General features: G+C 74.7%; 25 protein-coding genes. 13 read left to right on the top strand and 12 right to left on the bottom strand.

What is annotated here, in order from left to right:
• Positions 1-259: 259 nt before the first annotated feature.
• A complete protein-coding gene (locus tag GOBS_RS09335; RefSeq protein WP_012948042.1) occupies positions 260-532 on the bottom strand; it encodes a GlsB/YeaQ/YmgE family stress response membrane protein in 273 nt (90 codons plus the stop codon).
• 612 nt (positions 533-1,144) lie between these two features.
• On the opposite strand from GOBS_RS09335, the gene GOBS_RS09330 reads away from it, so the two are divergent.
• The gene (locus tag GOBS_RS09330) at positions 1,145-1,417 is read left to right on the top strand and encodes a YciI family protein (protein WP_012948041.1); all 273 of its coding nucleotides are present in this window, start codon (positions 1,145-1,147) and stop codon (positions 1,415-1,417) included.
• 99 nt (positions 1,418-1,516) lie between these two features.
• Entirely contained in the window at positions 1,517-1,912 is a 396-nt protein-coding gene (locus GOBS_RS09325) for a hypothetical protein (RefSeq protein ID WP_012948040.1), read from the top strand.
• A 68-nt stretch (positions 1,913-1,980) separates the two neighbouring features.
• On the opposite strand, the gene GOBS_RS09320 is transcribed toward GOBS_RS09325, so the two are convergent.
• Positions 1,981-2,274 carry a hypothetical protein gene (locus GOBS_RS09320; RefSeq protein WP_012948039.1) on the bottom strand — a complete coding sequence of 98 codons (294 nt, stop codon included), beginning with the start codon at positions 2,272-2,274 and terminating at the stop codon, positions 1,981-1,983.
• A 220-nt stretch (positions 2,275-2,494) separates the two neighbouring features.
• On the opposite strand from GOBS_RS09320, the gene GOBS_RS09315 reads away from it, so the two are divergent.
• Complete coding sequence (locus tag GOBS_RS09315) at positions 2,495-2,698, top strand: cold-shock protein (protein WP_012948038.1); 204 nt, start codon at positions 2,495-2,497, stop codon at positions 2,696-2,698.
• Between the two features lie 64 nt (positions 2,699-2,762).
• Here GOBS_RS09315 and GOBS_RS09310 read toward each other — a convergent pair whose 3' ends face one another.
• Positions 2,763-3,215, bottom strand: coding sequence for a hypothetical protein (locus GOBS_RS09310; protein ID WP_012948037.1), 453 nt, complete (start codon positions 3,213-3,215; stop codon positions 2,763-2,765).
• 196 nt (positions 3,216-3,411) lie between these two features.
• On the opposite strand from GOBS_RS09310, the gene msrB reads away from it, so the two are divergent.
• From msrB to GOBS_RS26795, 3 genes are all read left to right on the top strand, one after another.
• A complete protein-coding gene (gene msrB, locus GOBS_RS09305; RefSeq protein WP_012948036.1) occupies positions 3,412-3,834 on the top strand; it encodes a peptide-methionine (R)-S-oxide reductase MsrB in 423 nt (140 codons plus the stop codon).
• Between the two features lie 139 nt (positions 3,835-3,973).
• The gene (locus tag GOBS_RS29300; RefSeq protein WP_012948035.1) at positions 3,974-4,102 is read left to right on the top strand and encodes a hypothetical protein; all 129 of its coding nucleotides are present in this window, start codon (positions 3,974-3,976) and stop codon (positions 4,100-4,102) included.
• 4 nt (positions 4,103-4,106) lie between these two features.
• Positions 4,107-4,619: a hypothetical protein gene (locus GOBS_RS26795; protein ID WP_012948034.1), complete on the top strand. Its 513-nt coding sequence runs from the start codon at positions 4,107-4,109 to the stop codon at positions 4,617-4,619.
• A gap of 85 nt (positions 4,620-4,704) precedes the next feature.
• Here the strand turns inward: GOBS_RS26795 and hemQ are convergent, their stop codons facing one another.
• The 3 genes from hemQ to hemE form a co-directional block, all read right to left on the bottom strand.
• Complete coding sequence (gene hemQ / locus GOBS_RS09290; RefSeq protein WP_012948033.1) at positions 4,705-5,421, bottom strand: hydrogen peroxide-dependent heme synthase; 717 nt, start codon at positions 5,419-5,421, stop codon at positions 4,705-4,707.
• 395 nt (positions 5,422-5,816) lie between these two features.
• On the bottom strand, positions 5,817-7,181 hold the full coding sequence (gene hemG, locus GOBS_RS09285) for a protoporphyrinogen oxidase (RefSeq protein ID WP_012948032.1): 1,365 nt from the start codon (positions 7,179-7,181) through the stop codon (positions 5,817-5,819).
• Positions 7,178-8,245, bottom strand: coding sequence for a uroporphyrinogen decarboxylase (gene hemE / locus GOBS_RS09280; protein WP_012948031.1), 1,068 nt, complete (start codon positions 8,243-8,245; stop codon positions 7,178-7,180). Before hemE ends, hemG begins: the two co-directional genes overlap by 4 nt.
• Positions 8,246-8,336: 91 nt before the next feature.
• Between hemE and GOBS_RS09275 the strand changes: the two genes are divergently transcribed.
• From GOBS_RS09275 to GOBS_RS09260, 4 genes are all read left to right on the top strand, one after another.
• The gene (locus GOBS_RS09275; RefSeq protein ID WP_012948030.1) at positions 8,337-8,966 is read left to right on the top strand and encodes a DUF3000 domain-containing protein; all 630 of its coding nucleotides are present in this window, start codon (positions 8,337-8,339) and stop codon (positions 8,964-8,966) included.
• Positions 8,967-9,090: 124 nt separating this feature from the next.
• The gene (locus GOBS_RS09270; RefSeq protein WP_012948029.1) at positions 9,091-10,347 is read left to right on the top strand and encodes an HRDC domain-containing protein; all 1,257 of its coding nucleotides are present in this window, start codon (positions 9,091-9,093) and stop codon (positions 10,345-10,347) included.
• 293 nt (positions 10,348-10,640) lie between these two features.
• Positions 10,641-11,864, top strand: coding sequence for a thiolase family protein (locus GOBS_RS09265; protein ID WP_012948028.1), 1,224 nt, complete (start codon positions 10,641-10,643; stop codon positions 11,862-11,864).
• The gene (locus GOBS_RS09260) at positions 11,861-13,957 is read left to right on the top strand and encodes a 3-hydroxyacyl-CoA dehydrogenase NAD-binding domain-containing protein (RefSeq protein WP_012948027.1); all 2,097 of its coding nucleotides are present in this window, start codon (positions 11,861-11,863) and stop codon (positions 13,955-13,957) included. The genes GOBS_RS09265 and GOBS_RS09260 overlap by 4 nt, the downstream gene beginning before the upstream one ends.
• 145 nt (positions 13,958-14,102) lie before the next feature.
• Here the strand turns inward: GOBS_RS09260 and GOBS_RS09255 are convergent, their stop codons facing one another.
• From GOBS_RS09255 to GOBS_RS09240, 4 genes are all read right to left on the bottom strand, one after another.
• Positions 14,103-14,381: a thiamine-binding protein gene (locus GOBS_RS09255; protein ID WP_012948026.1), complete on the bottom strand. Its 279-nt coding sequence runs from the start codon at positions 14,379-14,381 to the stop codon at positions 14,103-14,105.
• The gene (gene dxs, locus GOBS_RS09250; RefSeq protein ID WP_012948025.1) at positions 14,378-16,294 is read right to left on the bottom strand and encodes a 1-deoxy-D-xylulose-5-phosphate synthase; all 1,917 of its coding nucleotides are present in this window, start codon (positions 16,292-16,294) and stop codon (positions 14,378-14,380) included. Before dxs ends, GOBS_RS09255 begins: the two co-directional genes overlap by 4 nt.
• A gap of 115 nt (positions 16,295-16,409) precedes the next feature.
• Complete coding sequence (locus tag GOBS_RS09245) at positions 16,410-16,778, bottom strand: hypothetical protein (protein ID WP_041241423.1); 369 nt, start codon at positions 16,776-16,778, stop codon at positions 16,410-16,412.
• 143 nt (positions 16,779-16,921) lie between these two features.
• The gene (locus GOBS_RS09240) at positions 16,922-17,149 is read right to left on the bottom strand and encodes a DUF4177 domain-containing protein (RefSeq protein ID WP_012948023.1); all 228 of its coding nucleotides are present in this window, start codon (positions 17,147-17,149) and stop codon (positions 16,922-16,924) included.
• Positions 17,150-17,305: 156 nt separating this feature from the next.
• On the opposite strand from GOBS_RS09240, the gene GOBS_RS09235 reads away from it, so the two are divergent.
• Positions 17,306-18,106: a hypothetical protein gene (locus tag GOBS_RS09235; RefSeq protein ID WP_041241422.1), complete on the top strand. Its 801-nt coding sequence runs from the start codon at positions 17,306-17,308 to the stop codon at positions 18,104-18,106.
• Between the two features lie 9 nt (positions 18,107-18,115).
• On the opposite strand, the gene GOBS_RS09230 is transcribed toward GOBS_RS09235, so the two are convergent.
• Positions 18,116-19,438, bottom strand: a complete 1,323-nt coding sequence (locus tag GOBS_RS09230; protein ID WP_012948021.1) for a class I SAM-dependent RNA methyltransferase — start codon at positions 19,436-19,438, stop codon at positions 18,116-18,118.
• Entirely contained in the window at positions 19,431-21,464 is a 2,034-nt protein-coding gene (locus tag GOBS_RS09225; protein WP_012948020.1) for an APC family permease, read from the bottom strand. Before GOBS_RS09225 ends, GOBS_RS09230 begins: the two co-directional genes overlap by 8 nt.
• A gap of 164 nt (positions 21,465-21,628) precedes the next feature.
• Here GOBS_RS09225 and GOBS_RS09220 point away from each other — a divergent pair, with 164 nt between their 5' ends.
• Positions 21,629-22,297: a potassium channel family protein gene (locus GOBS_RS09220; RefSeq protein WP_012948019.1), complete on the top strand. Its 669-nt coding sequence runs from the start codon at positions 21,629-21,631 to the stop codon at positions 22,295-22,297.
• A complete protein-coding gene (locus tag GOBS_RS09215) occupies positions 22,297-22,959 on the top strand; it encodes a potassium channel family protein (protein ID WP_012948018.1) in 663 nt (220 codons plus the stop codon). Before GOBS_RS09220 ends, GOBS_RS09215 begins: the two co-directional genes overlap by 1 nt.
• Positions 22,960-22,976 lie beyond the last annotated feature (17 nt).

Raw genomic sequence — 22,976 nt, 5'->3', positions numbered from 1 at the left:
AGGCGCCCGCCCGCCTCCATGGCGAGCGGGCACCTCGCGAGCCGCTCAGTCGGCCCCCGCAGGTCGTGACCCGGGGCCGCCTACTCCCCGCTCGTGGACGCCTGCTCCATCGTCGGGCGGCTCGAGGACCCGTTCGGCGAGCAGGTGGGAGCCGAGCCCGCGACGAACCGGCGGGTTCCCCGGTGCACCCGGTCCTCCAGCAGGCCGGGGACCGGATCGGAGCGGGACCGCCGGCCCGGCGACCAGGTGCGTCAGCGGGTCAGTGGTGTCGGGCACCCCGGCGACCGGTGACGGCGACGTAGACGCCGAGAACGACGATGGCCCCGATGATGGAGCCGATCCACCCGGCCGTGCCCAGCTCGAAGCCCCGGCCACTGATCAGTCCGCCGAGGAGGTTGCCGACGAACGAGCCGATGACCCCCAGCACGATGGTGGCGAGGATGCTGAGGTCCTGCTTGCCGGGGATGACGGCACGGGCGATGAGCCCGGCCACCAGGCCGATGACCAGCAGGACGATGATGTTCCAGATCACAATGTCTCCTCGGTGGGGACGGTCGGTCCCGGGCCCGCGGTTGCGGCCCAGGTGCAGCGGGTGCGGCCCGGTGGGGCCGCGCGGGGTCCGACGGTCGGACGCCGACGTCGTGGTGGTGACGTCGGGGTGGTGCCCGAGCGAGCCGCCCGGTGTGAGCGGACGACGTCCACGTCATGCCCTGCGAGACGCCTGTTCTCACACCCGAACGGGTGGTTGTCCGACAGCTGGCCGTCCCGCGCCGCTGCGGGAACCGGCCGGTGAGCCCGGGCGACGTCCCAGACGGGAGCGGACCCGACCCAGGGGTGGGCACGCCCGGGTCGGTGCCGGCGGCGCTGGTCAGGGCCGCACCGGCACGCCCAGCCGTCGTGCACGGACGGGCCGAGGGGTCCTCATCGCGCCGGACGAAGCCGACCGCCCGTCGGTGCGACGGCTGTCGCTCGACGTCGCAGGTCCCCCTGGCCCGCGCCGGGACGCGGGTCGCCGGCCGGCGGCCCGGACGGGAACGGCGGGCCGGCGTCACCCGTCCGCGTGCGGCTCCCCCGCCTCGTCGCGCACGGTCGCCGCGCTCTGGACGCCCCGGCCGGGCGCCCCGCCGGGCCAGGATGCCCGGCCATGAAGTACGTGATGACCTACCGCGCGGTCGAGGACTTCCTGCCGCTCGCCCAGGAGAACTACCCCGCTCACTCGGCCCGGGTGGAGGAGTTCGCGCGGCGCGGGGACCTGCTGATGGTCGGCACCTTCGACGAGCCGATGAACGGCGAGGCCATGGGCGTCTTCACCACCCGCGAAGCAGCCGAGGAGTTCATCGCCGGCGACCCGTTCCTGGTGAACGGTGTGGTCGCCGGCTGGGCGGTGCGCCCGTGGAACGAGGTGCTGCAGCCCTGACCGGTCACCCGGACGGGTGACGGTCCCCCGCGCGGACGACGCCGCCGCCCGTGACCTGCCGTTGAGGACGTGTCCGGTCCACGACGGAGGAGGTGCACGGTGCGGGTCTCGTTCCTGGTCTACGGCGTGCTCTACGTCGTCGTCGAGATCGTCGGCGCCCAGATCGAGGCGATCGGCTGGCCGCAGCTGACCGCGCTGGACATCGCCACCGCGGTGGCCAACGCGTGCCTGACCGTGGCCGTCGGCATCGCCGTCCTGGTCGGCGCGGACGTCGGCGGCCGCCGCTGGCACCGCTCGATGCTGGCGTGGCGCGAGGAGCGCGCGCGGCTCACCGCGGAGTCGTGGGACGAGCCCGGGACGATCACGGTGTCCTCCTGGCGGCCGGAGCCGCTGGCGCTGCCGGCCGGCCGGTCGTTCGACCCGGCACCCGGTGGCGACTACGCCGTCCCCTCGCGGGGACGCCCGTTCCCGGAGGGCCCCGGCCGGCTGCTCTGATGCGCAGTCCGTGCACGCATCGCAAACCCCCGAGGGGTGGGACAGCGCCGTGTGCACACAGCGCGACGTCAGCCCGCCAGCATCGCGGCCTTGATCCCGAGGTCGTGCACCGAGGCCGCAGCGGCACCGCCGCAGCGGATGGCCGACGCCAGCGAGGCGGCGTCCGCCGGGGTGGGCCGAGGGCCCGTGCCCGAGACGACCCGCCGGACCTCGTCAGCCAGGGCGCCGGCGGCGTCCGAACGCAGGTACACCCAGCCGTCCAGCTCCAGCCGCTCGGCCAGGTCCGCGTCGAGGTCGGCCTCGGCGAGGTCGTCGACGTCGAGCAGGACGATCGGTTCGGTGGAGCTCGTGGCGGCGGTCATGGCGGAGTCCGTTCCGTTCGGGGCCGGGTCCGTCCCGGCCGGGGACGACCATCCGGTCCGCACCGCAGGGCCCCACCGAGGAAGCCGCAGGATCACCGCAAGATCTGACGCACCCGCCCACCGTTCCCCCGGACGCCCTCCGGCCGCTATGGTCGTCCCCGTCGGGAAGGCCCTGCGCTATGGCAGGACCCCGATGCACCACCTCAGCTAGGAGCGAGCAATGCCCGAAGGAACTGTCAAGTGGTTCAACGCGGAGAAGGGGTTCGGCTTCGCCACCCCTGACGGTGGCGGACCGGATGTGTTCGTCCACTACTCGGCCATCCAGACCAGCGGGTACCGCTCGCTCGACGAAGGCCAGCGGATCTCGTTCGACATCGAGCAGGGCCAGAAGGGCCCGCAGGCGGCGAACGTCAACCCGCTCTGATCCGACGATCAGCACAGCGCCCCCGCCCGGTTCTCCGGGCGGGGGCGCTGTCGTTGCCGGGGCGTCACCGCGCCCGCGGCACGTACCCCCCGATGAGCGCCGACATCAGCAGCGCGCCGTCGTCCGGCCCCACCGCCACGGCGGCGTCCGCGAGGGCCCGCCACCGGGCTCGCTCGACGTCGGTCGGCGCGTTCTCCGCCCGTGCGGTGAGCTGCTCCACCAGCCGGTCCCACTCCCCCTGCGGCGTCGGCCAGAGCCCGGTCAGCCGCCGGGCCTCCGCGGAGATGCCGGTGAACCGCACGATCTCCCCGGCGTAGTTGGTCAGGGCCTCCACGTAGCCCGCTGACACCAGCGCCCGCGCCGCCGCGGTCACCTCCGGCTTGGGCAGTCCGCTCGCCGGTACCACCTGGCCGAGGTAGGGGTTGCCGCCGTACTCCGGGCCGTCGACCAGACGGGCGATCGCCCGCAGCACAGGCAGATCGCGGGTGAACCACACGTCGTCGAGGAGCTCGCGCACCGGTCCAGTCTCCGCCGCACGCGCCAGCGCCCGGCGACCCGGGTCAGGGGTGGCGACCGGCGGTCGGCCCCGATGGAGCTGCAGGCTCCCGACCGGGCGCAGGTGGCCGTGCGGCGCGGACGGCCGTGCTCGGGCGCTGACCACGGGACGGCCGGACCTGGCCGGGCGACCGCGCGCTGCTCGTACCGTTGAGCGCATGACGACGTCCGCGCAGAACCAGCCGAAGGTCACCAGGAGCGACGAGGAGTGGCGGGCGCAGCTGTCGCCGGAGGAGTACGCCGTCCTCCGCCAGGCCGGCACGGAGCGGCCCTGGACCGGCGAGTACGTCGACACCAAGACGCGAGGTGTCTACAGCTGCCGCGCCTGCGGGGCCGAGCTGTTCCGGTCGGAGACGAAGTTCGACTCGCACTGCGGCTGGCCGTCGTTCTACGAGCCGTCGTCCGCTGACAACGTGGTGCTCCGCGAGGACCGCAGCCACGGGATGGTGCGCACCGAAGTCCTCTGCGGCACCTGCCACAGCCACCTCGGCCACGTCTTCGAAGACGCCCCGCAGACCCCGACCGGCGACCGCTACTGCATCAACAGCGTGAGCATTCGCCTGGAGCCGGCCGCGGGCTGAGCCCCGCCCAGATGCGCCTGAGGGCGGTCAGCCCGTCGCGGGTGAACGTCCTCAGGCGCATCTCGACGCTCGGACGGAGTGCTGGGTGGCGGGTTGTCGTGGTCTCGCGAGCCAGAAACCACGAGGACCGCCACTGGCGATGTCACGGCAGGTCAGCGACAAGCGCCGCAGACCAGCGTCGGCGCGCTACGCCGAGGGCGTGGTGCTCGATCTGGAGCAGCGCGAGGCTGCTCGTGTCCCGTCCTACGACGACACGGTGCCGGGGTGAGCCCATGTTGATCAGCGTCGTCATCTCCGTTGTGGCCCTCGTGCTCTCGGCCACGACGTTCGGTGTGAACCTGTGGGTGGGCCATCAGGCCGCAGTGCGGGCCCGAAAGCCCGTCCTCGTGTTCGTGGACGACCCGGGTGCCGGCTGCTGGACTCTCCAGAACATCGGGAACGGTCCTGCCCTCGACGTGATCGTGGCCCAACGCCAGGACGGAGAGTGGTTCAACCCCGTACGCGCTCGCCCCCTGGCGAAAGACCAGGTCCTGGCCCTGGAGTGGCTCGGCCACGTGAGCGGGACCGGACTCGGCGCTGAATACACCGATGCGGAGGGGCAGCTCTACACGTCCACGGTCGGAGGCGAGGTCCTGCGCACGTACGAGGGACGGCGCCTGCCGGACTGGGAGGCCCAGGAGAGGCGGACCGGTACAGCCCTCATGCGCAGGTACTGGGAAGCTCCTCGGTACCGCACGGGAGCCGCGCGTTGGGCGACTATGCCGAGCGACTTCCGCGCCGGCTGACACGAGCGCCGAGGACGCCCCTCCCTACCGGCTCCGAACTCACGCTCCCGGGGGCCCGCGAGGGGCTCAGGAGCACAGGAGTGGGCTACGGCAGGTCGGCGACGAGCTCCGCGACCGGCTTGCGGACGCCGGTGTAGAACGGCACCTCCTCGCGGACGTGCCGCCGGGCGCGGCTGGCCCGCAGGTCGCGCATCAGGTCGACGATGCGGTGCAGCTCGTCGGCCTCGAAGGCGAGCATCCACTCGTAGTCGCCGAGTGCGAAGGCCGCGACGGTGTTCGCGCGCACGTCGGGGTACGGCCGGGCCTGCATGCCGTGCTCCTTGAGCATGTCCCGTCGCTCCTCGTCGGGCAGCAGGTACCACTCGTAGGACCGCACGAACGGGTACACGCACACGTAGCGGCGCGGCTCCTCGTCGGCCAGGAACGCCGGGATGTGGCTGCGGTTAAACTCCGCCGGCCGGTGCAGCGCCAGCTGCGACCACACGGGCTCCAGATGCCGACCCAGCGCGGTGCGGCGCAGCCGGGTGTAGGCCTCCTGCAGCGCCTCGGGCGTCTCGGCGTGCCACCAGACCATCAGGTCGGCGTCGGCGCGGAACCCGGCGACGTCGTACGTCCCGCGGACGACGACGTCCTTGCCGGCGAGCTCGTCGAGCAGCCCCTGCACCTCGTCGGCGACGGCGGTGCGCTGCTCCTCGCCCAACGGGCGGGCCAGCCGGAACACCGACCACATGGTGTAGCGGATGGCGGCGTTCAACTCGTTCGCCCGCTTGCCGATGCTGCGCTGGTCGGTCTGCTCGCTCATGTCCCCATCATCCACCGCGGCCGATGCTGCACCGCCGCCCGCCCCGGTGGGGACGAGCGGCGGCGGTGGCCTCCCTGCAGGTGGAAGGACCCCGTCCTCCTCACCGCTCGCAAGCTCGCGTCGAGCCTCTGGACGGGCCTAGCTGCCGAGCTCGCGAGTGGTGGGGGGCAGGGAGGTCCTTCTTCAACGGGAGGCCGAGCTGGTCTCCCGCCGCTCCCGGACGGACACGGTGTGCGCGTCGCGGCAGTCGCTGCACGCGGCCATCCAGACGTGGTGGCGCAGGCAGCGGGCGGGTCGCAGGACGGGTCGGGCGGGGTGGTGCACGGTGCTCACTGGGGACGCAACGCCCCCGTACCCGCTCCCATGCCCGGGCCCACCGTGGCGCCGGCCACGGCTCAGAGCAGCGCGTCGACCGCGTGGTGGGCGTCGCGGATGCACGCGGGGACGCCGACGCCGCGGAACGCCGCGCCCGCGATCGCCAGCCCCGGCACCGCGCTGACGGCGGCACGAACCGCGTCGACCCGCCCCTGGTGGCCGACCAGGTACTGCGGCAGCCCGCCACCCCACCGGACGACGCGGGTGGCGACCGGCTCGGGCCGGGGCAGCTGCAGCAGGTCGGCGACGTCGGCGACCACGGCCGCGGCGAGGTCGTCGTCGTCGCGCTGGAGCTCCCGCTCGTCGCGGAACCGGCCCACCGACGAGCGCACCATCAGGTGCTCCCCGTCCAGGTGCGGCCACTTCCGCGAGGAGACGGTCACGCCCTTGACCAGCCGACCGGTCACCGGCGGCACCAGCAGCCCGGACCCGGGGTCGACGTCCTGCGCCGGGAAGGCCATCGCGACCACGGCCACGGACGCGTACGGGATGCCCAGCAGCGGCTCGACCGCCCCGGGCGCGACCCCGGCCAGCAGCCGGGCGGCCTTCGGCGCCGGGGCGGTCACCAGGACGGCGTCCGCGGTCAGCCGCTCGGGCTCGTTCGCCCGGCCGACCGAGAGCTCGAAGCCGGTCGCCGTCCGAGTCAGGCCGTGTGCCGGGGTGCGCAGCCGGACGTCGGCCCCCGAGGCGGCCACCAGCGCGGCGGGCAGCGAGCCGATGCCGTCGGCGACGGTCACGAACACCGGCGCGCCGGCGTCGAAGCGGCTGCGCGCCCCGGCGTCGCGGGCGGCGGCCGCCGCACCGAGCACCGACCCGGCGGCGGGCAGGTGCGCGGCCAGCTGCGGCATCGTCGCGGTCAGCGACAGCTCGTCGGCCCGCCCGGCGTAGACGCCGCCGAGCAGCGGCTCGACCAGCCGGTCGACGACCTCGTCGCCCAGCCGCGCGCGCAGCAGCGCGCCCACGGCCACGTCCCCCTCCAGCGCCAGCGGGGGGAGGTCGGCCTCCGCGGCCACCCGCGCCACACCTCCCGGGGTCAGCACGCCGTCGAGCCCCTCGGTCGACGCCGGGACGCCGAGCACCGTGCCGGCCGGCAGCGGGAAGCGGCCGTCGGGCAGCACCACCGACGCCTGCGTGGTGGCCGGCGCGACCAGCCGGTCGGCCAGACCGAGCCGCTCGACCAGCTGCACCGCCTCGGGCACCCGCGCGAGCACGGCCTCGGGGCCGGTGTCGTACCAGTGCCCGGCCAGCTGGACGCGGTCGAGCTTGCCGCCGATGCGGTCGCCCGCCTCCAGGACGACGACCTCGTCGTCCGGGCGGCGCCGGTGCCACTCGAACGCCGCGGCCAGTCCGGTGATCCCGGCGCCGACGACGACCAGCCGGCTCATCGGCTCGTCAGCTCGTGCACCAGGTCGACGACGGAGGTCAGCACGCCGGGATCGGTGTCGGGGAGCACACCGTGGCCGAGGTTGAACACGTGCCCGCGCGCGGCCCGCCCCTGCGCCACCACCCGGCGCACCTCGCGGTCGACGGTGGCGCGGTCGGCCAGCAGGACGGCGGGGTCGAGGTTGCCCTGCAGCGAGCGCCCCGGACCGACCCGGCGGGCGGCCTCGTCCAGAGGCACCCGCCAGTCGACGCCCACGACGTCGGCTCCGGCGTCCCCGATCAGCGGCAGCAGCTCCCCCGTGCCGACGCCGAAGTGGACCTTCGGCACGTCGCGGTCGCCCAGGGCGTCGAGGACGGCGCGGGAGTGCGGCAGCACCCGCTCGGCGTAGTCGGCCGCCGAGAGGACCCCGGCCCAGGAGTCGAACAGCTGCACCGCCGAGGCCCCGGCGTCGACCTGGGTGGTGAGGAACGTGGCCGCGGAGACCGCGAGCCGGTCCAGCAGCCGGCCCCAGGCCTCCGGCTCGGCGTACATGAAGGCCTTGGTGCGGGCGTGCTCCTTGGAGGGCCCGCCCTCGATCAGGTAGGTGGCGAGGGTGAACGGCGCGCCGGCGAAGCCGATCAGCGGCGTGGGCCCGAGCTCGGCGACCAGCCGGCGCACGGCCGTGGCGAGGAAGGCCAGCCGGTCGGGCTCCAGCGGCGGCAGCGCGTCGACGTCGGCGACGCTGCGCACCGGCGAGGCGATGACCGGCCCGACCCCGGGCTTGATGTCGATGTCGACGCCGGCCACCACCAGCGGCAGCACGATGTCGGAGAAGAGGATCGCGGCGTCCACCCCGTGCCGGCGCACCGGCTGCAGGGTGATCTCGGTGACCAGGTCGGGGTCCTGGCAGGCGTCCAGCATCCGGGTGCCCGCGCGCAGCGCCCGGTACTCCGGCAGCGAGCGGCCGGCCTGGCGCATGAACCACACCGGTGTGCGCCGCACCGGCAGGCCGCGGGCGGCCCGGACCAGGTCCGAGTCGGCGGGAGAGGGCGCGGGCGTCGGCGCGGCATCGGCAACGGCGGTCACGACGTCCCATCCTCCCAGAAACGGTGTGGCCTCCCAGAACCCGTGCGGCGCGTCGGCGGCACGGGGCGGTCGGGCGACCTACCCTGCGAACGTGGAGCCTTCCAGCCTGGCCGGGACCGGCCACGGCGCGGACCGACCCGGCGGCGAGCCGCCGGAGGAGTTCCGCGCTGCCCTGGAGGCGCTGGCCGGCGTGACCGCCCGTCCCGAGATCGTCCTGGAGGCCATCCCCGCCCCGCAGCGGCTGGCGCCCCACGCGTACGCGGTCGGTGCGCTGGTCACCGAGCCGGACGGCGACGAGGACGTCGAGGTCGCCAACGGGCGGTTCATCGTGCTGCACGACCCGGCCGGCCACGAGTCCTGGGCCGGCACCACCCGCTGCGTCGGCTACCTGTCGGCCACCACCGACGAGCACATGGTCGACGACGCGATGTTCTCCGAGGTCGCCTGGAGCTGGCTGACCGACGCCCTCGAGGAGTGCGGCGCCACGTCGCACGCGCTCGGCGGCACCGTCACCCGCACCGCCTCGACCCGGTTCGGCGAGCTCGCCGGCCCCGAGCACTCGGTCGACGTCGAGATCCGCGCCTCCTGGACGGCCGAGGACAGCCACCTCGACCGGCACCTCATCGCGTGGCTGGACGTGCTGGGCAGCGCGGCCGGGCTGCCGCCGCCCGGCGTCCGGCTGCTGGGTCCCTCCGGGCCGCAGGAGGACGGCACTCTCTAACATCGGAGACCCGGGGGTGCCTGTCGCCCCCGCGCCGGCGCCCCGTCCCCGGGGCCTGCTGCGGCCCTGCCGTGGAACCGCGCGCTGACCACGCTGTCGAGACGGGCGAGAAGGTGGACCAGCCCTGAGCACCCAGCCCATCCCTGCCCAGCCCGCCCCTGCGCCGGACGACGAGCCGACCGCTCCCCCGGCGGTCCCCCTGCTCGCCCCGCGCGACGGGCTGCCCCCGGTCATCGAGACCTCCACCGCCCTGGTCGAGTACGCCGAGGCGCTGGCGGCCGGCAGCGGCCCGGTCGCCGTCGACGCCGAACGCGCCTCCGGTTACCGCTACGGCCAGCGGGCCTATCTCGTGCAGCTGCGCCGCGTCGGCACCGGCACCGGGCTCATCGACCCGATCCCGCTGCCGGACCTGTCGGTCGTGCAGTCGGCGATCGTCGACGCCGAGTGGGTGCTGCACGCGGCGAGCCAGGACCTGCCGTCGCTGGCCGAGGTGGGGCTGGTGCCGGCGAGGTTGTTCGACACCGAGCTCGCCGCCCGGCTGGCGGGGCTGCCGAGGGTGGGACTGGGCGCCGTCGTCGAGTCGCTGCTGGGCTACCGCCTGGAGAAGGGGCACTCGGCCGCCGACTGGAGCACCCGGCCGCTGCCCGAGGAGTGGCTGGTCTATGCCGCGCTGGACGTCGAGGTGCTCGTCGACCTGCGCGACGCGCTGGCCGCCGTCCTCGAGGAGCAGGGCAAGACCGAGTGGGCGCGGCAGGAGTTCGCCGCGATCCTCGCCGCCGGACCGCCGGCGCCCAGGGCCGACCCCTGGCGGCGGACGTCGGGGGTGCACGGGCTGCGCAGCCGCCGGCAGCTCGGCATGCTGCGCTCGCTGTGGCAGGCCCGCGACGAGCTGGCCCGGCGCCGTGACATCGCCCCCGGGCGGGTGCTGCCCGACGCGGCGATGGTCTCCGCGGTGCAGGCCGACCCGCGCACCGAGGCCGCGCTGCTGGAGCTGCCGGTCTTCCGGGGCCGGGCCAACCGCAAGCTGGTCGGCACCTGGTTCGGGGCGCTGACCCGCGGCCGGGAGCTGCCGGAGTCCGAGCTGCCCCTGCACAGCCGGCCCGGTGACGGCCCGCCGCCGGTGAACCGCTGGGCCGACCGCGACCCGGCCGCCGCCACCCGGCTGCAGGCCGCCCGCGCCGGGCTGGCCGAGCTGGCCGCGACGCACTCCCTGCCGGTCGAGAACCTGCTCTCCCCCGACCTCGTCCGCCGGCTGATGTGGACCCCGCCCGAGCCCCGGGACGCCGAGACCGTGGCCGCCACGCTGCGGGCCGGCGGCGCCCGCGAGTGGCAGGTCGAGCTCACCCGCGACCTGCTCACCGACGCGCTCGACCGCGCCTGACGAAGGACCCCCTGCCCCCCGCCACTCGCAGGCTCGCAGCGGGACCCTGCAGGGGGCCACCCGTCCTCCCCACCCTTCGGAGGAGGACCCCGTCCTCCTCCCCGCTCGCAAGCTCGCGGTGAGCCTCTGGACGGTGCCTGCCCGGCACGGGGCCACCTCGGCGAGCTCGCCGAGGTGGCCGTCCGGGAGCTGCCCCCGCCGAGTGACGTGGCCGCTTGGTCGGCGGGTTACCGACCGGTAACTTCATCGGTGCCGCGCCGTACCGGCCGGTACCGAACTGCTGCGGAGGTCCTGTGTCATCTGGAGAGCGGCGGCCACGCTCGCTGCGCGAGGTCGTCTTCGTCGACGGCGTCCGCACCCCCTTCGGCAAGGCCGGCCCGAAGGGCGTCTACGCCGAGACCCGCGCCGACGACCTGGTCGTGCGCGTGATCCGCGAGCTGCTGCGCCGCAACCCGGCGCTGCCGGCCGACCGCGTCGACGAGGTCGCCATCGCGGCCACCACGCAGGTCGGCGACCAGGGCCTGACCATCGGCCGCACCGCCGCGCTGCTGGCCGGGCTGCCGAAGTCGGTGCCCGGCTACGCGATCGACCGGATGTGCGCCGGCGCGATGACCGCGGTGACCACCACCGCGTCGGGCATCGCCTTCGGCGCCTACGACGTCGCCATCGCCGGCGGGGTCGAGCACATGGGCCGCCACCCGATGGGCGAGGGCGCCGACCCGAATCCCCGGTTCTTCAGCGAGAGGCTGGTCGACGGCTCCGCGCTGGTCATGGGCTCCACCGCCGAGAACCTGCACGACCGCTTCCCGCACCTGACCAAGGAGCGGGCCGACGCCTTCGCGCTGGCCAGCCAGCAGAAGTACGCCAAGGCCGTCGCCAACGGGCAGATCGGCCCGGAGCTGGTGACCGTGTCCACGCGCAGCGCCGAGCGGGGCTGGGGGCTGGCCACCGTCGACGAGCCGCCGCGGCCGAACACCACCCTCGAGGGGCTGGCGACGCTCAAGACCCCGTTCCGCCCGCACGGACACGTGACCGCGGGCAACGCCGCGGGCCTCAACGACGGCGCCACCGGCTGCCTGCTGGCCGCCGAGGAGGTCGCGCTCGAGCTGGGGCTGGACGTCGGCATGCGGCTGGTCGGCTACGGCTTCGTCGGCGTCGAGCCCGAGGTCATGGGCGTCGGCCCGGTGCCGTCGACCGAGCGCGCGCTGGCCCGCACCGGCCTGACCATCGAGGACATCGGCCTGTTCGAGCTCAACGAGGCCTTCGCCGTCCAGGTGCTGGCCTTCCTCGACCACTTCGGCATCGCCGACGACGACGAGCGGGTCAACCCGTGGGGCGGCGCCATCGCCGTCGGCCACCCGCTGGCCTCCTCCGGCGTCCGGCTGATGACCCAGCTGTCCCGCCAGTTCGCCGAGCGGCCGGACGTCCGCTACGGCCTGACCGCCATGTGCGTGGGCCTGGGCATGGGCGCCACCGTGATCTGGGAGAACCCGAACTGGGAGGGGTCCGGCAAGTGACCGCCGTCTTCGACAACGAGGTCGTCACCGCCGCCAGGGTCCGGTACCTGCGGGTGCCAGGGCTGGCCGGCGAGATCGCCCTGCTCACCCTGGACAACGGGAACGACCACACCCGGCCGTCCACCTTCGGCCCCGGCGGGCTGGCGTCGCTGGACGTAGCGCTCGACGAGATCGCCGCCCACACCCCCGCCCCGGCCGCGATCGCGGTCACCGGCAAGCCGTTCGTCTTCGCCGTCGGCGCCGACCTGTCCGGCGTCCCGTCCATCACCTCGGCCGACGACGCCCGGGAGATCGCCGAGACCGGTCACCGGGTGTTCCGCCGGTTGAAGGACTCGACGATCCCGACCTTCGCCTTCGTCAACGGTGCGGCGCTCGGCGGCGGCCTGGAGCTGGCGCTGCACTGCCACCACCGGACCATCGCCACGACCGCCGTCGTCGCCTTCCCCGAGGCCTTCCTCGGCCTGGTGCCCGGTTGGGGCGGCACGCAGCTGCTGCCGAACCTGATCGGCATCGACCCGGCGGTCACCGTGATCGTCGAGAACGCCCTGGCGCAGAACAAGGTGACGCCGGGCCCGAAGGCCGCGCAGCTGGGCATCGCCGACGTGCTGTTCGAGCCGGCCGACTTCCTCGAGCGCTCGCTGGAGTGGGCCGTGGGCGTCCTCACCGGCGACGTCACCGTCTCGCGGCCCGAGGTCGACCGCTCGGGGTGGGACGACGCCATCGCCCGAGCGCGGGCGATCGTCGCCGGCCGAACCCGCAACGCCTCCCCCGGCGCGCTGCGCACCGTGGAGCTGCTGGACCTGGCCCGCAACGGCGTGGACGGGGAGGCGTTCACCACCGGCACCGCGGCCGAGGACCAGGCGCTCGCCGACCTGCTGATGAGCGACGAGCTGCGGGCGAGCCTGTACTCGTTCGACCTGGTCAACAAGCGGGCCAAGCGACCGGCCGGCGCGCCGGACAAGGGCCTGGCGCGGAAGGTCACCAAGGTCGGCGTCGTCGGTGCGGGTCTGATGGCCTCGCAGCTGGCGCTGCTGTTCGTCCGCCGGCTCGAGGTGCCCGTCGTCCTCACCGACATCGACCAGGCGCGCGTCGACAAGGGCGTCGGCTACGTCCACACGCAGCTGGAGGAGCTGGCCGCCCGCGGCCGGCTGTCGAGCGACAGGCTGAACCGGCTCAGGGGCCTGGTCACCGGCGCCCTCGACAAGGCGGCCTTCGCCGACGCCGACCTCGTCATCGAGGCGGTGTTCGAGGAGATGTCGGTCAAGCAGCAGGTGCTCGCCGAGGTGGAGGCCGCCGTCTCCGCCGAGTGCGTGCTGGCCACCAACACCTCGGCGCTGTCGGTGTCGGGGATGGCCTCGAAGCTCGAGCACCCCGAGCGCGTCGTCGGCCTGCACTTCTTCAACCCGGTGGCGGTCCTGCCGCTGCTGGAGGTGGTGCGCGCCGAGCGGACCGACGACGCCACGCTGGCCACCGCGTTCGCCGTCGGCAAGGGGCTGAAGAAGTCGTGCGTCCTGGTCGCCGACGCCCCCGCGTTCGTGGTCAACCGGCTGCTGACCCGATTCCTGGGCGAGGTCACCGCGTCCGTGGAGCAGGGGACGCCGGTCGCCGTGGCCGACCGGGCGCTGGACCCGCTGGGCCTGCCGATGACGCCGTTCGAGCTGCTCACGCTGGTCGGGCCGCCGGTGGCGCTGCACGTGGCCGAGCGGATGCACGAGGCCTTCCCGGACCGGTTCGCCGTCGGTGCGGGGCTGCGCCGGATGGTCGAGCTCGGCAAGTCGTCGGTGTACAGCGAGCCGGGTGTCGTCGACCCCGAGCTTGAGGGCATCGGCTATGGCACGCCCACGCACCCCGCCCCGCTCACCGCGCAGCAGGTGTGCGAGCGGGCCGTCGAGGCGCTGGCGCAGGAGATCCGGCTGATGCTCGACGAGGGCGTCGTCCAGGCGGTGCAGGACATCGACCTGTGCATGATCCTCGGCGCCGGCTGGCCGTTCTGGCTGGGCGGCATCTCGGCGTACCTCGACCGCGCCGGGGTCTCGGAGAAGGTGACCGGCTCCCGGTTCCTGCCGAGGGGCGTGGCCTCCCTCCCTGCCTGAGGGCCGCCGCCCGATGATCAGCTGAGGTGGTCATCGCCGGTCCCGGCTCACCACCGGTGCCGAGCCAGGACCGGCGACGGCGGGCCAGGACGACGAGAGGGCGCCGCACCCAGCGGGGTGCGGCGCCCTCTCGTCGTGAGGTGGTCTACCGGAACTTGGAGGTGAGGCTGTCCATGGTGCGGCCCACCGAGGCGATCTTGACGTGCGAGATCCCGCTGGTGGCGCCGGCCGCGAGCACCGCCTCGTGCGCCGCCCGCAGCGTCGCCCACACCTCGTCGTCGTCCCCCTCGAGGGTCGTGCCGAGAGCACTCACCTCGTAGCGGAGTCCGGAGTCCCGGATGACCGCGATCGCGGCCTCGACGTGGGCGTGCGGGTCCTCGGGGGTCCCGGCCGGCGAGGGCGCGACCTGGATCTCCGCTATCACGGCCGCTCCTCGACCGCCTCGGCGACGCTGCCCTCGGCGCGCTCGGCGAGCACCGCCGTCCACTCGGCGATGCGCCGGGCGACGTCCTGCTCGGTGAGACCGGCGTCGGCCAGCACCTGGCCGACGCTGCCGTGCTGGAGGAACTGCTGCGGCAGGCCGAGAGCCCGCACCGGGACGTCGATGCCGCGGTCCTGCAGCGCCTGGGTCAGCGTGGTGCCCACGCCACCGGCGCGCCCGCCGTCCTCGACGGTGACGACCAGCCGGAAGCCGTCGGCCAGCGCCACGAGCTCGTCGGAGACCGGCAGCACCCAGCGCGGGTCGACGACGGTCACCTCGATGCCGTGGTCGGCGGCGCGCTCGGCGGCGGCCAGGCACATCGGCACCATCGAGCCGACGGCGACCAGCAGCACCTCCGGCCGCTCCCCGCGGCGCAGCACGTCCACCGGTCCGCGCCGCTCCAGCGAGGGGACGTCGACCGGCGGGGTGCCCTTGGGGAACCGGACGACGCTGGGCCCGTCGGTCACCTCGACCGCCTCGCGCAGCGCCTCCCGCAGCGTGGCCTCGTCCCGCGGCGCGGCCAACCGCAGCCCGGGGACGACGGAGAGGATCGACATGTCCCACATGCCGTTGTGCGAGGCGCCGTCGCTGCCGGTCACCCCGGCCCGATCCAGGACGACGGTGACCGGCTGGCGGTGCAGCGCGACGTCCATGAGCAGCTGGTCGAAGGCCCGGTTGAGGAAGGTCGAGTAGACCGCGACCACCGGGTGCAGCCCGCCCATCGCCAGGCCCGCGGCCGACGTGAGCGCGTGCTGCTCGGCGATGCCCACGTCGTAGGTGCGCTCCGGGAAGCGCTCGGCGAAGGCGGCCAGGCCGGTCGGGTGCAGCATCGCCGCGGTGATCGCGACGACGTCGGAGCGCTCGGCGCCGATGCGCACCAGCTCGTCGGAGAAGGCCGTCGTCCAGTCGCGGCCCTTGACGGCCGGGCTCACCCCGCTGTCGGGGTCGAAGACCCCGGTGGCGTGCCAGGCGTCGATCTGGTCGGTCTCGGCCGGCGGGTAGCCGAAGCCCTTGGTGGTGACCGCGTGCACGATCACCGGCCCGCCGAAGGACCGGGCCCGGCGCAGCGCGGACTCCATCGCCCGGATGTCGTGGCCGTCGACCGGGCCGACGTACTTCAGCCCGAGGTCCTCGAACATGCCCTGCGGCGAGAGGACGTCCTTGAGGCCCTTCTTGATCGCGTGCAGCGCGTCGTAGAGCGCCGAGCCGACCACCGGGGCGCGGTGCAGCGACTGGCGCACCTGCAGCAGCGCCTGCTCGTAGCCCGGGCGCAACCGCAGGCCGGCCAGCGCGTCGGCGACCCCGCCGATGGTCGGCGAGTAGGACCGGCCGTTGTCGTTGACGACGATGACCACCGGGCGGTCCTGGGCGCCGGCGATGTTGTTCAGCGCCTCCCAGGCCATGCCGCCGGTGAGCGCGCCGTCGCCGATGACGGCGACCACCGGGCGCGGCTCGCCCCGGACGGCGAAGGCCTTGGCCAGCCCGTCGGCGTAGGACAGCGAGGTGGAGGCGTGGCTGTTCTCCACCCAGTCGTGCTCGCTCTCGGCCCGGCTCGGGTACCCGGAGAGGCCGTCGCGCTGGCGCAGCCGCGTGAAGTCCTCCACCCGGCCGGTGAGCATCTTGTGCACGTAGCTCTGGTGGCCGGTGTCGAAGACGATCGGCTCGCGCGGGGAGGCGAACACCCGGTGCAGGGCGATGGTCAGCTCGACCGCACCGAGGTTGGGTCCGAGGTGCCCGCCGGTCCTGGCGACGCTGGTGACCAGCGCGTCCCGGATCTCGGCGGCCAGTCTCGGCAGCTGTTCGGCCGGGAGCGCCTTCAGGTCGTCAGGGGTGCGGAGCGATCGCAGGAGCGACACGAGGGGGGTGCGTCCTCTCCATCGGCGGCAGGTGCGGCGTTGCGACGGCCGCCGACCAACTGTAGACGCGTGCGCGCGGCCCTTCCGGGCGAGCACGTGCCCCGGGGCCCCGCGCTCACAGCCGTGGTACCCAGCGTTCCCCGCGCAATGCACCGGCCACCGCCTCGACGCCGCGGGCGGCCGACGCCAGCCGCGCACCCTCCCGCTCGTAGGCCGTGATCGCCGCCTCCATCGCGTCGGCCGGCAGGTCGTCGGCGAGCTCCACCCGCACCGTGCGCCAGCCCGCCCGCGCGGCCTCCAGGCCGGCGGCGACGTGGTCGCGGGCGAAGCGGGCGAGCAGCACCGGGTAGCGGCGCAGCACCTCGTGCGCCCGGTAGTCCGGCGGCACCAGGTCGAACAACCAGGCCACGGCCGTGTGCTCCCAGTCGGGGGCACCGGGCGGCCGTACGGCGGCGGGCCACCCCGGCGGCAGCGTCGGGTCCACCGCACCAGTCTGCCGCACCGGTCGAACGTTCGTTCGACACGGCGCGCGGCCACGAGGATGGCGGCCTCCTGCAGGGGCCCGCCGCGAGCTCGCGAGTGGCGGGGGCAGGAGGGTCCTCTCTCAGGAGGTGGGGCGCTTGAGTCTCAGGAGGTGGGGCGCTTGAGCCAGAACTGCTCGAAACCCCAGCTGCCCGCGCCGCTGGAGTGGTAGCTGACCAGCTCCCAGCCCTCGCTGCCGAGCCGGTTGAGCACCGAGCTGGTGTCACCGGCCTGGCGCTCGAGCTGCCCGCCGGGGAGCTTGACGCTCACCCCAGCCCGCTGCGACTCCGCGTCGTTGGCCGTGATGACCGAGGCGTACTCCCAGGTGGTCACGGGAGGCCACGGTAGTCGGTCGCACGATTCACACCGGAACCGGTCGATCCGTCCCGTCCGGACCCTTCCGTCACGGCACCACCCGGGTTACCGTCACCATGCGCTCCCGACCGAATGCACTCAGTGTGCACACCGTGTCGGGACTCCCCGGCCGCCGTGTCCGACACCCGCCACCAGCCGCACCCACCCGCCGAGGGGACCGCCCGCATGCTCCGCCCGTCGAGAACCCGCACCGAGGGCTCGCGCCCGCCCCGGGTCGCGACCACCGCCCTGGGGATGCTGTCCTTCATCGGCATGGCTGCCGGGCTGGGCGCTGTCGCGGCCGACGAGGGCGGGGTCTCCGGGCCCGGCACCGCGGCCGTGCACAGCGCGGTCGACGCGTCGGCCACCGGCGTCGGGGACGCCGCCCGCGCCGGGGAGATCGGGGACGCCGCGCGCGCCGGCGAGATCGGGGACGCCGCGCGCGCCGGCGAAGGCGGCGCGGCCGCCCGTGCCGCCGGGACCGGGGACCCGGTCCCCGCGCCGGCAGCCTCCTCCGCCGCACCGCCCGCCGGCACCGTGACGCCGGAGGCCTGGGTCCCGGCTCCCGGCGCCTCCGCGGACGCGCCGGCTCTCGCACCCGCGCCGGCCCCCGCACCCGCGCCGGCCGCGTCGCCGACGACCGGCACGGGGACCACCCGGCCGTCCTCGGCCGCTGCGCCGGCCCCCGCTGCGTCGTCGTCCGCCACCGCGCCCGCTCCGGCGGCGCCGGCCCCGGCCGCGTCGTCCTCCGCCGTCGCGCGGCAGGTCCCCGCGCCGTCCGTGCCGGCGCCGGCCGCCGTGGCCGTCGCCCCCCAGGCCGTGCCCGCGAGCCCCCCGGCGGAGCCGACGCCGACCACCGCGGTGGAGGAGACGGACGAGCCCGCTCCCGCCGCGGACGACGAGGACCGCAAGCCGAAGAAGCGCGACCGGGACTGACCCCGGCGCTCAGGCAGGCTCGAGCAGCGCGACGCACTCCACGTGCGCGGTCATCGGGAAGGCGTCGAAGCCGCGCAGTCCGGACAGCCGGTAGCCGCCCGCGGCGAAGGCGGCGACGTCGCGCGCCAGTGACGCCGGGTCGCAGGCGACGTAGACGACCGCGCGCGGCCCGGCCGCGGCGAGCACCCGGCTCACCGCCGTCCCGGCACCGGCCCGGGGTGGGTCGAGGACGATGACGTCCGGCTCCGCGTCCAGCTCCGCGAGGAGTCCGATGAGCCCCTCGGCGTCCACCTCGCCCTGCCAGACCTCCGCCTGCGTCAGCGCGGCGAGGTTGGCCTGGGCGGCGGCGCAGGCGGCCTCGTCGGCCTCCACGCAGACCACCCGGCCCGCGGACCCCACGGCGGGGGCGAGCGCGCCGCCGAACAACCCGGCCCCGGCGTAGAGGTCGAGCACCGTCTCCCCCGCCCGGACGGCGGCGTACCCGGCCACGGTCCCGGTGAGCGCGTCGGCCGCGGCGGGGTGCACCTGCCAGAAGCCGGTGCCCTCGACCTCCCAGTCGCGTCCGGCGGCCCAGCGCGCGGCCCGTCGGGCCGGCTCCCTGGCGTCGTCCCACCCGCCCCCGTCCTCGCCGGCACGCAGCACCTGCGTCGACTGCGGGCGGCCTCCGCGGTCGAGCCGGGTGGTGGTCACCGTGCCGGCGGAGTCGACGGCGACGTCCACCGCGCCGGCGCCGGGCCAGCGGCGGTCGAGGACGGCGCGCGCGGCCGGCTCCACGGTGATCGGGCAGTCCTCGAGCAGCACCAGGTCGTGCGAGCGGTGCCGGCGCAGCCCCGGCGCCCCGGCGCGGTCGACGGCGAAGCGCGCGCGGGTGCGCCAGCGCAGCGGCCCGCCGGGCAGGGCCTCGACGGTCAGGTCCCGCACGACCGGGTCCTCGGCGGTCAGCCCGGCCAGGCGGGTCAGCTGCTCGCGGACCACCTCGGCCTTGAGCCGCAGCTGCCCCTCGTGCGCGACGTGCTGCCAGTCGCAGCCGCCGCAGCGCCCCGGGCCGCTGTACGGACAGGGCCGCGGCACCCGGTCGGGAGCGGCCTCGAGCACCTCGACGGCGTCGGCGCGGCAGAAGCCCGGCTGGCGGTCCTCGGTGACCCGGACGACGACCCGCTCGCCGGGCAGCGTGTGCCGCACGAACACGACCCGGCCCTCGTGCCGGGCCACGCAGTGCCCGCCGTGCGCCACCGGTCCCACGGTGACCTCGAACTCCCGGCCGGCCCAGCCGCCGCCCCGGTCCGGGTGCGTGGGGGCAGCCGGACGCCGGCGGGGCCGCCGCTCAGCCATAGGGGCTCGCCTCCGAGGGGTCGGTGATCCCGCGCCGCAGGTCCCCCGGCGCTGGTCCGGCACCGCGGCCGTCGTCGTCGCGGCCCACGGAGCTCTCCAGCTGCCAGGGCACCGTGGTGATCATGACGCCGGGCTGGAACTGCAGCCGGGCGCGCAGCCGCAGCGCGCTCTGGTTGTGCAGCACGTTCTCCCACCAGTGGCCCACCACGTACTGCGGCACGAACACCACGACCAGCTCGCGCGGGCTGGCCCGGCGGATGCCCTTGACGAAGTCGACCACCGGCCGGGTGATCTCGCGGTAGGGGGACTCCAGCACGGTCAACGGCACGGGGATGTCGTAGCGCTCCCACTGGGTCTGCAGCGCCCGCGTCTCGGCGTCGTCGACGTTGACCGTCAGCGCGGTGAGGTGGTCCGGCCGGGTGGCCCGGGCGAAGGCCAGCGCCCGCAGGGTCGGCTTGTGCACCTTGGACACCAGCACGACCGCGTGCACCTTGCTGGGCAGCATCCGCGAGTCGGTGTCGGGGACCAGCTGCTCGGCGACGTGCGAGTAGTGCCGGTTGATCGCCCGCATGAGCAGGAAGAGCACCGGCATCACCAGCAGGACCAGCCAGGCGCCGCGGGTGAACTTCGTGACGATGATGATCAGCAGCACGACGGTGGTCAGGGTGCCGCCGATGGCGTTGATCGTCTGCGACCGGCGGATGCGGGACCGGGCCTGCGGGTCGGTCTCCGAGCGCAGCTCCCGGTTCCAGTGCCGGACCATGCCCCACTGGCCGACGGAGAAGCTGGTGAACACGCCCACGATGTACATCTGGATCAGCCGGTTGACGTCTGCGCCGAAGGCGGCGATGAGCAGCACGGCGAACCCGGCGAGCAGCAGGATGCCGTTGCTGTAGACCAGCTTGTCGCCGCGGGTGTGCAGCTGCCGGGGCAGGAAGCGGTCCTGGGCGAGCACCGAGCCCAGCAGCGGGAAGCCGTTGAACGCGGTGTTGGCGGCCAGGATGAGGACGAGCGCGGTCGCCGCCTGAATGTAGAAGAAGCCCGGCGAGGTCGGCCCGCCGAACACCGCTGCGGCGACCTGCGCGATGACCGTCCGCTGCGGCTCGGTCTCGCAGCCGGTGAAGCCGACCAGGTCGCAGGGGTGCTCCGCGTACTTCACGTCGGCGGCGAGGGCCAGCGCGGTGACGCCGGAGAACATGATCGCGGCGATGCCGCCCATGAGCGCCAGCGTCGTGGCGGCGTTGCGGCTCTTCGGCGGCTTGAACGCGGGCACGCCGTTGGCGATCGTCTCCACGCCGGTGAGGGCGGTGCACCCGGAGGCGAAGGCGCGCAGCACGAAGAAGACCAGCGCGAGACCGGTGACCTGCTCGAAGCCGGGCTCGGGGGTGATCGAGTAGCCGGCGCTCTCGGCGTCGAGGCCGGCGCCGAAGAAGTGCCGGACCAGCCCGGTGACGACCATCACCAGGATGCCGGAGATGAACAGGTAGGTCGGGACGGCGAACGTCCGTCCCGACTCGCGCAGCCCGCGCAGGTTCGCCGCGGCCAGCAGCGTCACCAGCCCCACGGCGATCGCCACCCGGTGCTCGTTCAGGTCGGGGAACGCCGAGATGATGTTGTCGGTGCCGGCCGCGACCGACACCGCCACGGTGAGCACGTAGTCCACGAGCAGCGCGCTGGCCACGGTCAGCCCGGCGAACTGCCCGTGGTTCTTCATCGCGACCTCGTAGTCGCCGCCGCCGGAGGGGTAGGCGCGCACCACCTGCCGGTAGGAGAGGACGACCGTCACCAGCAGCAGGACGACGGCGATCGCCAGCCAGGGTGCCAGGTAGAGGAACGCCGTCCCGGCCAGCGTCAGGACGATGAGGATCTCCTGCGTGGCGTAGGCCACGGAGGACAGCGGGTCGCTCGCGAAGATGGGCAGCGCCAGGCGCTTGGGCAGCAGGGACTCCCCCAGCCGGTCGCTGCGCACGGGGCGGCCCAGGACCAGACGCTTCGGGAGTTGTCCGAGATCGGACAGGGTCGGCACGGCGGCGATGGTACGGACGCGCAACCCCCGCGCGCCCCCGCCGGGAGAGTGAGATGCCGCGCTGCGCACCGCGGTCCGGTGGGCGCCCAGGTGTAGCTTCGCGGCCGGACACGCGCGGGCGGGACGACGCCGGCGCACCGTACCTGTGAGCTTGGGAGAACCCCGTGCACGTGGTCGTGATGGGCTGCGGCCGCGTCGGGTCGGCGATCGCCCGCCGGCTCGAGGAGGTCGGCCACAGCGTGGCCGTGATCGACCAGGACCCCGAGGCGTTCCGCCGGCTGGGTCCGGACTTCGCCGGCCGTCAGGTCACCGGCCTGGGCTTCGACCGCCAGACGCTGCTCGACGCCGGCATCGACTCCGCCGGCGCGTTCGCCGCGGTGAGCAGCGGCGACAACTCCAACATCATCAGCGCGCGGGTGGCGCGGGAGACCTTCGGCGTCCAGCACGTCGTGGCGCGCATCTACGACTCCAAGCGCGCCGAGGTCTACGAGCGGATGGGCATCCCCAGCGTCGCCACCGTCCCCTGGACGGTGAACCGGCTGCTGCGCGAGCTGCTCTCGGTCAAGGTCAGCGAGCTGTGGCGGGAGCCGACCGGGCAGGTGCTGCTCATGCGGGTCACGGTCACCGAGCCGTGGGTCGGCCGGCGGCTGGCCGACCTGGAGGCCGCGTCCGGGGCGCGGGCCGCGTGGCTGGTCCGCTACGGCGAGGCCCAGCTGCCCAACACCGCCACGGTGCTGCAGGACGGCGACCAGCTCGTGGTCGCCTCGACCGACGCGATCACCCAGCGGGTGCACGAGGTGGTCGAGCAGGGCCCCGGAGGAGGGGGACATTGATGCGGGTCGCCATCGTGGGCGCGGGCGCTGTCGGGCGCTCGATCGCCGGGGAGCTGCTCTCCAACGGCCACGCTGTGATGCTCATCGAGAAGGACGGCCGCAAGGTCCGCACCCGGGCGGTGCCCGGCGCCGAGTGGGTGCAGGCCGACGCGTGCGAGGTCTCCTCCCTGGAGGAGGCGCAGCTGGCCACCTGCGACGTCGTCGTGGCCGCCACCGGCGACGACAAGGCCAACCTCGTCGTCTCGCTGCTGGCCAAGACCGAGTTCGCGGTCAACCGGGTCGTCGCCCGGGTCAAGGACCCGCGCAACGAGTGGCTCTACACCGAGGCCTGGGGCGTCGACGTCGCCGTGTCCACGCCGCGGGTGCTGGCCGCGCTGGTCGAGGAGGCGGTGACCGTCGGCGACGTCGTCCGGCTGATGAGCTTCCGCAAGGGCGCGGCCAACCTGGTCGAGATCACCCTCGACGAGGACACCCCCTGGGCGGGCAAGCCACTGCGCGAGGTGCCGCTGCCGCGGGAGACGGTGCTGACCGCCGTCCTGCGCGGCGACCGGGTGATCACCCCGACCCCCGACGAGCCGCTCGAGGTCGGCGACGAGCTGCTGTTCGTCACCCACGCCGATGTCGAGGAGCAGCTGCAGCAGGTGCTGTCCCCCGCCCCGTGACAGCCCGCCCGCAGGGC

The organism is Geodermatophilus obscurus DSM 43160, assembly GCF_000025345.1.
Classification (GTDB): domain Bacteria; phylum Actinomycetota; class Actinomycetes; order Mycobacteriales; family Geodermatophilaceae; genus Geodermatophilus; species Geodermatophilus obscurus.
This window is presented reverse-complemented; position numbering and strand designations above follow the sequence as displayed.